The organism is Enterobacter sp. RHBSTW-01064 (assembly GCF_014103035.1).
GTDB classification, from domain to species: Bacteria; Pseudomonadota; Gammaproteobacteria; order Enterobacterales; family Enterobacteriaceae; genus Enterobacter; species Enterobacter mori.
Genome location: NZ_JABXOU010000003.1, coordinates 197,298 through 211,296, shown reverse-complemented (window position 1 = coordinate 211,296; position 13,999 = coordinate 197,298). Strand labels below are relative to the sequence as shown.

Annotated in this window: 11 protein-coding genes and 4 tRNA genes; 10 read left to right on the top strand and 5 right to left on the bottom strand. The window is 55.9% G+C overall.

What is annotated here, in order from left to right; genetic code table 11:
- Positions 1-2: 2 nt before the first annotated feature.
- The 10 genes from rffA to HV355_RS11155 all read left to right on the top strand — a co-directional run bounded on the left by rffA (position 3) and on the right by HV355_RS11155 (position 7,695).
- The gene (gene rffA, locus HV355_RS11200) at positions 3-1,133 is read left to right on the top strand and encodes a dTDP-4-amino-4,6-dideoxygalactose transaminase (protein ID WP_042717731.1); all 1,131 of its coding nucleotides are present in this window, start codon (positions 3-5) and stop codon (positions 1,131-1,133) included.
- Position 1,134: 1 nt separating this feature from the next.
- Positions 1,135-2,385: a lipid III flippase WzxE gene (wzxE, locus tag HV355_RS11195; protein ID WP_108417314.1), complete on the top strand. Its 1,251-nt coding sequence runs from the start codon at positions 1,135-1,137 to the stop codon at positions 2,383-2,385.
- Positions 2,382-3,461 carry a TDP-N-acetylfucosamine:lipid II N-acetylfucosaminyltransferase gene (locus tag HV355_RS11190; RefSeq protein ID WP_120158934.1) on the top strand — a complete coding sequence of 360 codons (1,080 nt, stop codon included), beginning with the start codon at positions 2,382-2,384 and terminating at the stop codon, positions 3,459-3,461. The genes wzxE and HV355_RS11190 overlap by 4 nt, the downstream gene beginning before the upstream one ends.
- Positions 3,458-4,810 carry an ECA oligosaccharide polymerase gene (gene wzyE / locus HV355_RS11185; protein ID WP_089598259.1) on the top strand — a complete coding sequence of 451 codons (1,353 nt, stop codon included), beginning with the start codon at positions 3,458-3,460 and terminating at the stop codon, positions 4,808-4,810. The genes HV355_RS11190 and wzyE overlap by 4 nt, the downstream gene beginning before the upstream one ends.
- Positions 4,811-4,822: 12 nt before the next feature.
- A complete protein-coding gene (wecG, locus tag HV355_RS11180; RefSeq protein ID WP_108417316.1) occupies positions 4,823-5,563 on the top strand; it encodes a lipopolysaccharide N-acetylmannosaminouronosyltransferase in 741 nt (246 codons plus the stop codon).
- A gap of 196 nt (positions 5,564-5,759) precedes the next feature.
- Positions 5,760-7,145: an amino acid permease gene (locus HV355_RS11175; protein WP_010426333.1), complete on the top strand. Its 1,386-nt coding sequence runs from the start codon at positions 5,760-5,762 to the stop codon at positions 7,143-7,145.
- 102 nt (positions 7,146-7,247) lie between these two features.
- Positions 7,248-7,324: transfer RNA gene (locus HV355_RS11170), tRNA-Arg, on the top strand.
- Positions 7,325-7,388: 64 nt separating this feature from the next.
- Positions 7,389-7,464 (top strand) — tRNA-His (locus HV355_RS11165).
- Between the two features lie 22 nt (positions 7,465-7,486).
- Positions 7,487-7,572, top strand: a tRNA-Leu gene (locus tag HV355_RS11160).
- A gap of 46 nt (positions 7,573-7,618) precedes the next feature.
- Positions 7,619-7,695 (top strand) — tRNA-Pro (locus tag HV355_RS11155).
- A 505-nt stretch (positions 7,696-8,200) separates the two neighbouring features.
- Here HV355_RS11155 and HV355_RS11150 read toward each other — a convergent pair.
- The 5 genes from HV355_RS11150 to hemC form a co-directional block, all read right to left on the bottom strand.
- Positions 8,201-9,412 carry an MFS transporter gene (locus tag HV355_RS11150; RefSeq protein ID WP_182401918.1) on the bottom strand — a complete coding sequence of 404 codons (1,212 nt, stop codon included), beginning with the start codon at positions 9,410-9,412 and terminating at the stop codon, positions 8,201-8,203.
- A 171-nt stretch (positions 9,413-9,583) separates the two neighbouring features.
- Complete coding sequence (gene hemY / locus HV355_RS11145; RefSeq protein WP_029484909.1) at positions 9,584-10,783, bottom strand: protoheme IX biogenesis protein HemY; 1,200 nt, start codon at positions 10,781-10,783, stop codon at positions 9,584-9,586.
- Positions 10,784-10,785: 2 nt separating this feature from the next.
- Complete coding sequence (hemX, locus tag HV355_RS11140; RefSeq protein WP_174340366.1) at positions 10,786-11,979, bottom strand: uroporphyrinogen-III C-methyltransferase; 1,194 nt, start codon at positions 11,977-11,979, stop codon at positions 10,786-10,788.
- Between the two features lie 20 nt (positions 11,980-11,999).
- The gene (gene hemD, locus HV355_RS11135; RefSeq protein WP_182401916.1) at positions 12,000-12,740 is read right to left on the bottom strand and encodes a uroporphyrinogen-III synthase; all 741 of its coding nucleotides are present in this window, start codon (positions 12,738-12,740) and stop codon (positions 12,000-12,002) included.
- A complete protein-coding gene (hemC, locus tag HV355_RS11130) occupies positions 12,737-13,678 on the bottom strand; it encodes a hydroxymethylbilane synthase (protein WP_182401914.1) in 942 nt (313 codons plus the stop codon). The genes hemD and hemC overlap by 4 nt, the downstream gene beginning before the upstream one ends.
- Between the last annotated feature and the right edge of the window lie 321 nt (positions 13,679-13,999).

Here is a 13,999-nt window from a genome sequence, read left to right as displayed (position 1 = left end):
TGATGATTCCATTTAACGCACCACCCGTCGTGGGAACGGAACTCGACTATATGCAGTCTGCCATGGGCAGCGGCAAACTTTGCGGCGACGGCGGTTTCACCCGTCGCTGCCAGCAGTGGATGGAGCAGCGTTTTCACAGCGCCAAAGTGCTGCTGACGCCATCCTGTACGGCCTCCCTGGAGATGGCCGCACTGCTGCTGGACATCCAGCCCGGCGATGAAGTGATCATGCCGAGTTATACCTTTGTCTCTACGGCGAACGCGTTTGTCCTGCGCGGGGCAAAAATTGTCTTTGTGGATATCCGTCCGGATACCATGAACATCGACGAAACGCTGATTGAAGCGGCGATTACCGACAAAACGCGCGCGATTGTCCCGGTTCATTATGCGGGCGTGGCGTGCGAAATGGACACGATTATGGCGATCGCCAAAAAGCACAACCTGTTCGTGGTGGAAGACGCCGCGCAGGGCGTGATGTCCACCTACAAAGGGCGCGCGCTGGGCACGATAGGCCACATCGGCTGCTTTAGCTTCCACGAAACCAAAAACTACACCGCAGGCGGTGAGGGTGGGGCGACGCTGATTAACGACCGTGCGCTGGTGGAGCGTGCCGAGGTGATCCGCGAAAAAGGCACCAACCGCAGCCAGTTCTTCCGTGGTCAGGTTGACAAGTACACCTGGCGCGATATCGGCTCAAGCTACCTGATGGCCGATCTGCAGGCCGCATATCTTTGGGCGCAGCTGGAGGCGGCGGAGCGTATTAATCTGCAGCGCCTGTCCCTGTGGCAAACCTACTACGACGCGCTGGAGCCGCTGGCGAAAGCCGGGCGTATTGAACTGCCGACGATCCCGGCAGACTGCGTCCACAACGCCCATATGTTTTACATCAAGCTGCGCGATAACGACGATCGCAGCAGCCTGATTGCCTGGCTGAAAGAGGCTGAAATTCTGGCGGTATTCCACTACATCCCGCTGCACTCCAGCCCGGCTGGAGAAGCGTTTGGCGTATTCGCGGGCGAAGACCGTTACACCACCAAAGAGAGCGAGCGTTTGCTCCGCCTGCCTCTGTTCTACAACCTCGCACCCGTTAATCAACGCACGGTGATCAATACCCTTCTGAGTTATTTCGGCTGATATGTCTCTGGCAAAAGCATCGGTGTGGACGGCTGCGTCCACGCTTGTAAAAATTGGTGCCGGATTGCTGGTCGTCAAGTTGCTGGCTGTCTCATTCGGCCCGTCAGGCGTCGGGCTGGCGGGCAATTTCCGCCAGCTGGTCACGGTACTCGGCGTGTTGGCCGGGGCGGGAATATTTAACGGCGTCACCAAATACGTGGCTCAGCATCATGATGATGCCGAAAAACTGCGCACGGTTGTGGGAACGTCCTCGGCCATGGTCCTGGGATTTTCCACGCTGCTGGCCGTTGTGTTTTTACTGGCGGCGGCCCCGATTAGCCAGGGGCTGTTTGGACATACGCAGTATCAGGGGCTGGTTCGCCTGGTCGCGCTGGTTCAGATGGGGATTGCCTGGGCCAACCTGCTGCTGGCACTGATGAAGGGCTTCCGTGATGCGGCGGGCAATGCGCTGGCGCTGATCCTGGGAAGCGTCATCGGCGTGATTGCCTATTATTTCTGCTATCGTCTGGGTGGCTATGAGGGCGCACTGCTGGGGCTGGCGCTCGTGCCTGCTCTGGTTGTCGTTCCGGCAGCGTTTATGCTGATGCGCAGAGGGGTCATCCCGCTACGTTACCTGAAACCGCAGTGGGACACGATGCTGGCGGGGCAGTTAGGCAAATTTACCCTGATGGCGCTCATCACTTCGGTGACGCTTCCGGTGGCCTACGTCATGATGCGAAACCTGCTGGCTGCGCATTACAGTTGGGATGAAGTCGGGATTTGGCAGGGCGTGAGCAGCATTTCCGATGCCTACCTCCAATTTATAACGGCTTCCTTTAGCGTCTATTTGCTGCCAACCTTATCCCGGCTGACCGTAAAAAAGGATATTACCCGCGAGATTTTCCGCTCATTGCGTTTTGTGCTCCCTGCCGTGGCGGCCGCCAGCTTTACCGTCTGGTTATTACGTGATGTCGCCATCTGGCTGCTCTTCTCGGCAAAGTTTATCGCCATGCGCGATCTGTTCGCCTGGCAGCTGGTAGGCGATGTGTTGAAAGTCGGCGCTTACGTTTTCGGTTATCTGGTGATTGCGAAAGCCTCGCTGCGGTTGTATATCCTGGCGGAGATTAGTCAGTTTGCGCTGCTGACGGCGTTCTCTCACTGGCTGATCCCTTCGCACGGCGCGCTGGGGGCTGCTCAGGCCTATATGGCAACTTATATCGTTTATTTCGCTGCCTGTTGCGGCGTATTTTTACTTTGGCGTAAACGCGCATGACTGCACTGATTCACATCCTGGGGTCGGACATCCCACACCATAACCAGACCGTACTGCGGTTCTTCAACGATGAGCTGGCGTCGGGCAATCCTGATGCGCGCGAGTTTATGGTTGCAGGTCAGGACAATGGCCTGGGCGCGGCGTGTCCGGCGCTTAACATCACCTTCTGGCCAGATAAAGCCGCGCTGGCGAAAGCGGTTATCGCGAAGGCAAAAGCCGATCGTGATCAACGCTTCTTTTTCCATGGGCAGTTCAATACGGGCCTGTGGATGGCTCTGCTGAGCGGCGGGATAAAGCCTTCCCAGTGTAGCTGGCATATCTGGGGCGCCGATCTCTATGAAGTGTCGCGCGGCTGGAAGTTTCGCCTGTTCTATCCTCTGCGCCGTATGGCTCAGGGGCGCGTGGGCTGCGTGTTCGCGACCCGTGGCGATCTTAACTACTTTGCTGAACGGCATCCGAACGTGCGCGGTGAGCTGCTCTATTTCCCGACTCGCATGAACCCGGCGCTGAACAATATGGCGAACGATACGCTGCGCGAGGGCAAACTGACGATTCTGGTGGGGAACTCCGGGGATCGCAGTAACGAACATGTTGCGGCGCTCCGGGCGGTGCATCAGCAGTTTGGCGATACGGTGAACGTGGTAGTGCCAATGGGCTACCCGGCGAATAACGACGCCTACATCGCTGAGGTCCGTCAGCAGGCGCTGGCGTTATTCAGCGCTGAGCATGTGAATATTCTGCAGGATAAGCTGGAATTTGATGACTATCTCGCGCTCCTGAGACAGTGCGACCTGGGTTATTTTATCTTTGCCCGTCAGCAGGGGATTGGTACCTTATGTCTGCTTATCCAGGCCGGCGTTCCATGCGTGCTGAACCGCGAAAACCCGTTCTGGCAGGATATGACCGAGCAGCATATTCCGGTATTGTTTACCTCGGACACGCTGAACATCGATATCGTGCGGGAAGCGCAGCGCCAGCTGGCGCTGGTGGATAAAAATAGCATCGACTTCTTTAGCCCGAACTACCTCACGCCGTGGCACCGCGCGCTGCGTATCGCTGCAGGAGACAACGCATGAGCCAGTTGCAATTTAGCGGCTTGTTGGTGGTTTGGCTGCTGAGCACGCTGTTTATCGCCACGCTCACCTGGTTTGAGTTTCGTCGGGTGCGCTTTAACTTCAACGTCTTCTTCTCGCTGCTGTTTTTGCTGACCTTTTACTTCGGCTTCCCGCTGACCAGTATTCTGGTTTTCCGTTTTGATGTGGCCGTTGCCCCGCCGGAAATTTTGCTGCAGGCGCTGCTCTCCGCAACCTGCTTCTACGCCGTCTACTACGTCACCTATAAAACGCGCCTGCGCTCAGCGACAGCGTCCGCACCGCGGCGACCGATTTTCACCATGAACCGGGTGGAGACGCACCTTACGTGGGTGATGCTGATGACTATCGCGCTGGTCAGCGTCGGCATCTTCTTCATGCATAACGGCTTCCTGCTGTTTAAGCTCCAGTCCTACAGCCAGATTTTCTCTGCTGAAGTGTCAGGCGTGGCGCTCAAACGGTTCTTCTACTTTTTCATTCCGGCGATGCTGGTGGTCTTTTTCCTGCGCCAGGACAGCAAGGCGTGGCTGTTCTTCCTCGTGAGTACCGTCGCCTTCGGCATCCTGACCTACATGATTGTGGGTGGGACGCGCGCTAACATTATTATCGCCTTCGCCATCTTCCTGTTTATCGGCATCATTCGCGGGTGGATCTCCCTGTGGATGCTGGCGGCGGCAGGCGTATTTGGCATTGTGGGAATGTTCTGGCTGGCGCTGAAGCGCTATGGGTTAAACGTTGCCGGTGACGAAGCGTTTTACACCTTCCTCTACCTCACGCGCGACACCTTCTCGCCGTGGGAAAACCTGGCGTTGCTGCTGCAAAACTACGACAAGATCGACTTCCAGGGATTAGCGCCGATTGCCCGCGACTTCTACGTCTTTATTCCGACCTGGCTGTGGCCGGACCGTCCGGGCGTGGTGCTCAATACGGCGAACTACTTTACCTGGGAAGTGCTGAACAACCATTCTGGCCTGGCAATCTCGCCAACGCTGATTGGCTCGCTGGTCGTGATGGGCGGCGCGTGGTTTATCCTGCCTGGCGCGATTGCGGTTGGGCTGATCATTAAATGGTTCGACTGGCTTTACACGCTCGGTAACGAAGAGACCAACCGCTACAAGGCGGCTATTTTGCACAGTTTCTGCTTTGGTGCCATTTTCAATATGATTGTTCTGGCACGCGAGGGGCTGGATTCGTTCGTCTCGCGCGTGGTGTTCTTCATGGTCGTTTTCGGTGTGTGTCTGGTGCTGGCAAAACTGTTGTACTGGCTGTTTGACAGCGCAGGGCTTGTCCACCGACGCGAGCATCAAGGCAGCACAACGCTGTCGCAAGTCTGAGTAGGGATTGTAATGACTGACACAACTTCTGCGCCGCGCTATGCGCTGCGCGGTCTACAGCTTATAGGCTGGCGTGATATGCAACACGCGCTGGATTTTCTGTTCTCGGACGGGCAGATGAAATCGGGCACGCTGGTGGCCATTAATGCGGAAAAAATGCTCGCGGTTGAAGATAACGCGGAAGTGAAAGACCTGATTACCGCCGCCGAATTCAAGTACGCAGACGGCATCAGCGTCGTGCGCTCTATCCGCAAAAAGTATCCTGGCGCTAATGTTTCACGCGTGGCGGGGGCTGACCTCTGGGAGCAGCTCATGGCGCGCGCGGGAGCGGAAGGCACGCCGGTCTTCCTGATCGGCGGTAAGCCGGAGGTGCTGGCCCAGACGGAGCAGAAGCTGCGTAGCCAGTGGAATGTTAACATTGTGGGAAGCCAGGACGGCTATTTTAAACCTGAAAGTCGGCAGGCGTTGTTTGAACGCGTGCGCGACAGCGGGGCGAAAATTGTCACCGTGGCGATGGGCTCGCCGCGTCAGGAGATCCTGATGCGCGATTGCCGTCTGGTCTGCCCGGATGCCCTGTACATGGGCGTGGGTGGCACCTACGACGTCTTTACCGGCCACGTTAAGCGCGCGCCGAAAGTCTGGCAAAACCTCGGCCTGGAGTGGCTGTATCGTCTGTTATCACAACCGACGCGTATCAAACGGCAGATCCGTCTGCTGCGCTATCTCGCCTGGCACTACACCGGTAAAATGTAATCAAAATGTAGCGCGATATGCTGTTCGCGCTGCAACTCCCCTGCAAAACTGCTGCTAATCTGTGCAATGCATTCATTTTTTTAATGCATCGTTTGCCATTTAGCAGAATTTAAGAAACCATTCGCACCGTATTTTAGTTCCCCTAAAAAACAATAACCGGCTTAAGCCGGTAACCAGCAGACACAACCGAGGATTTATGGCAGAGAAAAAACCGGAGCTACAGCGTGGGCTGGAAGCTCGACACATTGAATTGATAGCGCTGGGCGGCACTATCGGCGTTGGCCTGTTCATGGGCTCCGCAAGTACGCTCAAATGGGCGGGTCCTTCCGTATTACTGGCGTACATCATCGCCGGGCTGTTCGTTTTCTTCATCATGCGTTCAATGGGCGAAATGCTCTTCCTGGAGCCGGTCACCGGCTCTTTCGCCGTTTACGCGCACCGCTATATGAGCCCGTTCTTTGGCTACCTTACGGCCTGGTCGTACTGGTTTATGTGGATGGCCGTGGGCATCTCGGAAATCACGGCGATAGGGGTCTACGTACAGTTCTGGTTCCCGGACATGGTCCAGTGGATACCTGCGCTCATTGCTGTGGGGCTGGTGGCGCTGGCTAACCTGGCTGCCGTGCGACTCTACGGTGAGATCGAGTTCTGGTTTGCGATGATCAAAGTCACCACCATTATCGTGATGATTGTCGTGGGTCTCGGGGTTATTTTCTTTGGCTTCGGCAACGGCGGGCACGCGATTGGCTTCGGCAACCTGACCGAGAACGGTGGCTTCTTCGCGGGCGGCTGGAAGGGCTTCCTGACGGCGCTCTGTATCGTTGTCGCCTCCTATCAGGGCGTGGAGCTGATCGGTATTACTGCCGGTGAAGCGAAAAACCCGCAGGTCACGCTGCGTAGCGCGGTGGGCAAAGTGCTGTGGCGTATCCTGATTTTCTATGTGGGCGCAATTTTCGTTATCGTGACTATCTTCCCGTGGAATGAAATCGGCACCACCGGCAGCCCGTTTGTCTTAACCTTCGCGAAGATTGGTATTACGGCAGCAGCAGGGATTATTAACTTCGTGGTGCTGACGGCTGCGCTCTCTGGCTGTAACAGCGGGATGTACAGCTGTGGCCGCATGCTCTACGCGCTTTCTAAAAACAACCAACTGCCTGCGGCGATGGGGAAAGTGTCCCGTGCGGGCGTGCCGGTTATGGGCGTGGCAGTATCGATCGTGATTCTGCTGATTGGTTCATGTCTGAATTACATCATCCCGAATCCGCAGCGCGTGTTCGTTTACGTTTATAGCGCCAGCGTGCTGCCGGGCATGGTGCCGTGGTTTGTGATCCTGATTAGCCAGCTGCGTTTCCGTCATGCGCATAAAAAAGCGATCGCCAGCCATCCGTTCCGCTCCATTTTGTTCCCGTACGCGAACTATTTGACGATGGCGTTCCTGATTTGCGTATTAATTGGGATGTACTTTAATGAAGATACCCGCATGTCGCTGTTTGTCGGGATGATCTTCCTGGCTGCCGTTACAGCGGCATATAAGCTTTTTGGCCTGGGTCGCCGCGCCACCACGCATAAAGTGGAGGAATAAGCGGCAAAATGTGCAAACCATAACCAAACGCGCATTTTTTTCAAAAAAGCACTAGACAGCGGGGACGGAGGTACGTAATATCCAGCCCCGCAACGGCGCTAAGCGCCCGTAGCTCAGCTGGATAGAGCGCTGCCCTCCGGAGGCAGAGGTCTCAGGTTCGAATCCTGTCGGGCGCACCATTAACCCGGTGCTAGAGCTGCGGTGGTCTGAGAAGTAGTCAGTACCGCGTGAAAGAATACAGTGGTGGCTATAGCTCAGTTGGTAGAGCCCTGGATTGTGATTCCAGTTGTCGTGGGTTCGAATCCCATTAGCCACCCCATTATTTGAAAGAGTTGTGAATTGCGAAGGTGGCGGAATTGGTAGACGCGCTAGCTTCAGGTGTTAGTGTCCTTTGGATGTGGGGGTTCGAGTCCCCCCCCTCGCACCACGACTTTTTAAATGAATTGAACTAAAAATTCAAAAAAGCAGTACATCGGCGAGTAGCGCAGCTTGGTAGCGCAACTGGTTTGGGACCAGTGGGTCGGAGGTTCGAATCCTCTCTCGCCGACCAATTTTGAACCCCGCTTCGGCGGGGTTTTTTGTTTTCTGCGGTTTTAATCCCTGTCGTTATTCCCCAACAACACACTTCTCCATTGTCGCGATTTGGCGACATGCAATACCTTGAAAATAAACAATTTACTATTTCGGCGGCTTTATTGTCTCTTTCCGACGACAGGTTGAATCTCTTATCGGTACATTATCGGGCTTCAGGCGGTTCTTAACAGCAGAATTTCCTTTTATCTTAGAATGTTGCGCAATGTAAAAGTTCTGCGTGTAAACCTGGCATGTAACGTGCAATAATATGCGTGTAGATGCTCATTCCATCTCTTATGTTCGCCTTAGTGCCTCATAAACTCAGGAATGACGCAGAGCCGTTTACGGTGCTTATCGTCCACTGACAGATGTCGCTTCGGCCTCATCAAACACCATGGACACAACGTTGAGTGAAGCACCAAATATGTTGTCTTACAGACCTGTTTTAACGCCTGCTTTTATAGCAGGCGTTTTTTTATGTCTTAATCACTGAAACGCCGCAGTACCAGCGTAACGAAAAGCAGCGCGGTGCCAGAGACCATATACAGCGCCTCAACTGCCCCAAATGCTGTCGCTACCATCGCTGCGAGGCCAGTAAAGAGGGAAGCGCTAAGCGTTTGCCAGCGCCAGGCTTTACTGCTTGCTGACGAAATCTGGGCCATCTGAAAGTTACTAAGCACCCCAAACGTACCTGCCGCAAACACAATATTCGACGCCAGATGTGCAATGAAGATCATTCCCAGCGCGGGCACAACCCAGCCGGATAACAGCGGAAGCACCCCATAAGCAGCCAGAAAGAGAGCAAGGTAGCCCATCAGCAGGAGAGGTTGGGTCGCGACGCGCGTCAGACTGTCTCTCTTGAGCAACATTGGACCGCAAAGCTGCCCCATGCTCCTGGCGAAAAGCAGGGGCAGCGCGAGACCTGCCGCATTCTCAGGCTGTATCTCCTGCGCCAGGGCGGGCAGTAACGCCATAGCGGGTGAGCCTACGGCAGCCAGTGCTGGCAGCAGGAGCAAACAGCGTTTTTGCCGCTGGGTTAGCCTCTGCCAACGTAGCGCGACGAGTGCGTGGGCGTCGGTGGGAGAGGGTTTTATCCGTGCCGCAAACACTCGCCTCGCCAGCAGAAGCATCAAGAGCGATCCCAGAAAACTGGCGGCGTCGATTGCCAGCAAATCGACGACCGGCATTTTCTGAAAAAGCACGACGCCAAGTCCGGTTCCCAAAAGGACTTGAGAAGCAAATATCAGATTCTCCAGAACGGTTGCGGCAGGCAGCTCGGCATCACTGAGGCCGCGTTTGAACAGCAGCGTTAGCGCAGGCCAGCCGATCCCACTCAATAATGCTTCAGCGGATTGCATGGCAAGCAGGGCGGGTATGCTGTGATAATGCACGCCGAGAAAGGGAAAGATCAGGGCGAGCAATCCCAGTACCTCAGTCAGAATCAGCAAAGACAACGGGGAAAATCGAGAGCACAATTTTTCGCCGATCATACTGCCGAGGAGTCCCGGCACCGTGGCAAAAAGAAAAGCGAGCGTCAGCAGTACCGGTGGTGCTGCCCACTGCAGCAGTAAGCCGAAAACAACAACTTGGGTCAAACCATTCCCCAGTGAAGAGAAGATAAACGCGCAGGCAAGCAGGCGCAGCCAGCGGTGGCAGCGCAGCGCTTCAATAAGCGCATACAAAAGCGAATTCATGACGATTTCCTTTCAAAAACGTTTTACTCCACGCTGCAAAATGCGCGTGTGCGAAAAAGGGGTTAATGAAAAGCGATCGTTACATTGGCGGGTTCGTTTCCTGCGGAAGATGCAATGAATGTAGCAGGAGAGTGAAGATAAAAAAAGGAGGCCTCAAGGCCTCCATTTCAATTACGGCTGGTTACCGTTATTTTGCAACGTCAACAGCAACCCGTCACGCCGCATGGCGGCGGCCTCTTCCGGCTTATGCTGCTTATCCAGTGAATCGGCAAGCCAGGCGTAGTCAAACGCGTCCGGACGCTGTTTTAGCGCCGCGCGGAAGGCGAGGCTCGCCTCCTGCCACTCGCCGTGCTTCATCAGCGACTGGCCCAGCGTGCTCCACAGCAGCGGGCGGTCGCCCACGGTTTTGATCTGCTGGCGCAGCACTTTTTCGATCTGCTCAGGATTATTGGTTTTCAGGCGCGGGATCACCATTACCAGGCGGTCGTCGTACTGGCGCTTCAGACCGTCGAGAAGGATCTCCTGCGCAGTGTCATGATCGTCACATTCAATCAGATGTTCCGCCATCGCCACCTGCAGTGGAACCTGCTGACGCGTTTTACGGCTCTGATTCTTCCACCAGGTTTTCAGACCGTCGCTGCCCAGGTCGGCGCGCGCCTGATCCATCAGCCCAATCCACGCCATGCGCTGCAGTTCGTCACGATGTTCATCGTCACCGACGTCTGCTTTTGCCATCGAAGGAATGATATCCAGCAGTGAACCCCAGGCACCGGTACGGATGTAGGCCTGTTCAGCAAGGCGCAGCACTTCGGGATGACGTGGGGTGATTTCCAGCAGTCGGTCAACGCCGTGGCGCGCCGCATGGTTTTCGTTCCGCGCCAGCTGCAGGCGAACGCGGGTGATCTCCACCGGAATCGGATCTTTAGGTGAAAGCTCGGACGCGCGCTCAAGATGTTGATTAGCACGGGCTTCATCGCCACGCTGCTGTGCCGCTTCAGCGGCCAGCAGATAGTTCACCACCGGCTGTTCTGCGTGATCGGCATTCTTCGACATCAGCTTTTCTACCTGCTGATAATCGCCTTCGGCCAGTTTCAGCAGCGCTTGCTCTGTTTGCTTACGGGCACGACGGCGCTTACGACCAACGAACCAGCCGCGGGTATGCGCCCCGGTGCGAAAAATACGGCGCAGGATCCATTCCACAGCAAGCAGCACCACCACGCCGAGGACCAGGATAATCACTAAGCCGGTAACGCTGGTTTCAATGTTGTAGTTATCAGTCTGGATCAGCACATAGCCTTGATGGCCCGCGAGCATCGGCCCCAGGACGATCCCGGCGATCAACAGGATAAAGAGTAAGAGGACTTTAAGCATCATTACTCTCCTTGTGGCGCGCTTTCAGGCGCTGGAGCGGCGGCCGGTGCTTCAGCCGTACCTTCCGCCGGAACGCCGGGCTGGGCCAGCAGGTTACGCACGCGCGTCTGCATCAGCTTCTCCAGAATCGGCTGGCTTTCCAGCTTATCCGGCACGTTCATGGTGATGTTTTGCTGGCTCAGCTTATCGATGTCTTCCAGGAAGGCCGTGGTCGTCGCGTCATCAGTGTTGTAATACGCACGCACCCACGTCGAGACGTTATCCAGCGCCTGCTTGTAGGTCTCTTCCTGATGACGCGGTACGGCCTGTGCCGCAACCAGCAGGCGGGAGCGGATGTTTTCGCGCAGATAGATATCCTGGTTCGGTGCTAACAGCGGCACGGCGGTTTCATCGCGGCGGCGGATGGTGATGAAGCTGTCCATAAAGTTCTGCCAGCTTTTTTGCAGGTTTATGCGCCATTCACTCAGGGAGCTGGAAAGCTCGGTACCGTCGGAATCCATCGGGGAGTCGTCGTCGTTGTTATCCGCCAGCTGCAGGTTATCAATCTGGTTCGAAAGCTGGTTCACCTTGAGGATAATGCCGTCGTAATCCACCTGCGAGACGGCGGAGAGGCTGGCGATATCTTCGGTAATGGCGCGGCGCGCGGCGATCAGGCTTGGGTCGTTCATATCTGCCAGGCTCGCGTCGGCGCTTTTCAGCAGCGCGGCGGCAGTGGTAACGTCCTGATCGCTCCAGAGCTTACGTCCGGCCAGTTTCACCAGAAAATCGGCCTGTGAGAGCAGCCAGGTTTTGGCATCGGTACCGGAAATCGTGGCGACTTTCTCCTGCACTTCACTCAGCTGTTTGGTCAACTCTTCCCGCTTGCTGTTCGCATCGGCAAGCGCGGCGGCCTGCTGTTTGATCACGCCTTCCAGCTCGGTTTTCTGCGTCTCCTGCGCTTTTTGCAGGGCGGTAATTTGATTGACCAGCGCATCGCTGGTGGCCGTCTGGTTAGAGCCTTGCTGCTTAACAAGACCGTACAGGCCAACGCCTGCCGCCAGGGCAATGGCGATGGCAATTGCGCTCAGCGCGAGGCTGGTTTTGTTGCTGCCGTTTTTCTTCTCAGCGGTTTTCTCTGTCGTCTCTGGCTGTGGGGTTGTGTCCACAGTCTCCCTGGTCTCTTCAACCACGGCGGAGGATTTTTCGTGTTCCGTCATTATGGCTTCCCATTTGAGAGTTATTGTAATGCGCGCAGCAGCGCATCGTTGTCGGCGTTATCAGCGATCCGAATATCTTGCCAGCCCAGTTCCCGGGCGTGGTTCGCCAGACGCTCACTGACGACCAGAAGCCGACAGTGGAGTAACCAGTTCTCACGATACCATTGTGGAATAAGCGACCATAGCTGCTGCAGCATTTCACCGCTGGTTACGACCAGGGTGTCGATGCCGCGCATATGCCAGCGCATTGCCTCTTCCGCGCCATCGTAGTGTTTCGCACAACGCTGATAGCATTCGCAGAACGTGACGTTGGCCCCGCGTTCCCGCAGCGTTTCACCCAACAGTTCACGTCCCCCGTTACCGCGTAAAATGAGCGCACGTTTTCCGGCAATAGTTTGTAATTCAGGTAATTGTAGCAAGACTTCGCTGATTTCCCGATCTAACGGGTAGCGAACGTCTGTTCCGCTCACGGTATGTAAGGCCAGTGCGGTTGTTCGCCCGATAGCGAAATAGCGGGGAGCGGTTGGCCACTCTCTCCCTGCTTGTTGCAACTGCGCATGGGCAAATTCCACGGCATGTTGCGACAGCGCAAAGATCAGGTCGCCTTCCTGCAGGGCATTCATCTGGTCGACGAGCATGGACAGCTCCCGACCGGGGGAGAATTCAATCAGCGGAAAACTCCAGGCCACCTGCCCCAGTGCGCGCAGACGGCTCACTAATTGCTTTCCTGCGGGAGAAGGGCGGGTGACAAGAATACTCATGCAGGGGGTTCTCCATTATAAACGTCAGCCAGAATTTCGCGGGCACCGTGATCCAGTAACTCTTCGGCCAGCGACACGCCAAGCTGCTCGGCATCTTGCGCCTTACCGCGACGTTCGCCGCGTACCATCTGTGAACCGTCCGGCGCGCCAACCAGCGCACGCAGCCACAGCTCACCGTCGGTTAATTCAGCATAGCTGCCAATTGGCACCTGACAGCCGCCTTCGAGGCGAGTGTTCATGGCGCGCTCGGCTTTTACGCGGATGGCGGTCTCGTCATGGTTCAGCGGTGCAAGCAGCTCGCGCGTGCGCACATCGTCAAGACGGCACTCAATGCCCACCGCACCCTGGCCCACGGCCGGTAGCGACAGCTCTGGCGGCAATGCGACGCGAATGCGTGATTCCAGTCCCAGACGCTTCAAACCGGCAACGGCGAGGATAATGGCATCGTAGTCGCCGTTATCCAGCTTGCCCAGACGCGTACCCACGTTTCCGCGCAGCGAGCGAATCACCAGGTCCGGGCGGCGTTCGGCCAGCTGACACTGACGGCGTAAACTGGACGTGCCAACCACGCTGCCCTCCGGCAACGCGTCAAGAGAACCATACTGGTTGGAGACGAACGCATCGCGCGGATCTTCACGTTCGCAGATGGTCACGAGCCCCAGCCCTTCCGGGAATTCAACGGGCACATCCTTCATGGAGTGCACGGCGATGTCAGCACGGTTCTCAAGCAAGGCCATTTCCAGCTCTTTGACAAACAAGCCTTTTCCGCCAACCTTCGCCAGCGGCGTATCAAGGATCACGTCACCGCGCGTCACCATCGGCACCAGCTCGACGCGCAATCCGGAATGGCAGGCTTCAAGGCGCTGCTTCACATAATGTGCCTGCCAGAGCGCAAGAGGGCTTTGGCGTGTGGCAATTCTCAAAACATTGTCTAACATGCTTGTTACCGTCATTATCAATCGCTAACCATCCTAACATTGTTGACTCTGGGATGGCAGTTTTACGGTTGATGAAGGGTGAGAGGGACAAGGCGGCGTATTCGTCTGCCGTAGCCGTATTCAGGAATTTACACGTACAGAACGGTGCTACACTTGTATGTAGCGCATCTTTCTTTACGGTCAACCGGCAAGGTGTTAAATTGATCACGTTTTAGACCATTTTTTCGTCGGTACCACCATAATGATAAGGGCGAAAGAAGGGTAACGGTTATCTTTTTGAAATACTGCGGGCTCGCTGTTATTCGTGTTTTGAATAGCTTA

What these genes read in the sequence shown, in the direction of transcription:
- wecG (WP_108417316.1), top strand. Translation starts at nt 4,823, where the DNA reads ATGACTGACACAACTTCTGCGCCGCGCTATGCGCTGCGCGGTCTACAG.
- HV355_RS11175 (WP_010426333.1), top strand. Translation starts at nt 5,760, where the DNA reads ATGGCAGAGAAAAAACCGGAGCTACAGCGTGGGCTGGAAGCTCGACAC.
- HV355_RS11190 (WP_120158934.1), top strand. Translation starts at nt 2,382, where the DNA reads ATGACTGCACTGATTCACATCCTGGGGTCGGACATCCCACACCATAAC.
- hemY (WP_029484909.1), bottom strand. Translation starts at nt 10,783, where the DNA reads ATGCTTAAAGTCCTCTTACTCTTTATCCTGTTGATCGCCGGGATCGTC.
- HV355_RS11150 (WP_182401918.1), bottom strand. Translation starts at nt 9,412, where the DNA reads ATGAATTCGCTTTTGTATGCGCTTATTGAAGCGCTGCGCTGCCACCGC.
- wzxE (WP_108417314.1), top strand. Translation starts at nt 1,135, where the DNA reads ATGTCTCTGGCAAAAGCATCGGTGTGGACGGCTGCGTCCACGCTTGTA.
- wzyE (WP_089598259.1), top strand. Translation starts at nt 3,458, where the DNA reads ATGAGCCAGTTGCAATTTAGCGGCTTGTTGGTGGTTTGGCTGCTGAGC.
- rffA (WP_042717731.1), top strand. Translation starts at nt 3, where the DNA reads ATGATTCCATTTAACGCACCACCCGTCGTGGGAACGGAACTCGACTAT.
- hemX (WP_174340366.1), bottom strand. Translation starts at nt 11,979, where the DNA reads ATGACGGAACACGAAAAATCCTCCGCCGTGGTTGAAGAGACCAGGGAG.
- hemD (WP_182401916.1), bottom strand. Translation starts at nt 12,740, where the DNA reads ATGAGTATTCTTGTCACCCGCCCTTCTCCCGCAGGAAAGCAATTAGTG.
- hemC (WP_182401914.1), bottom strand. Translation starts at nt 13,678, where the DNA reads ATGTTAGACAATGTTTTGAGAATTGCCACACGCCAAAGCCCTCTTGCG.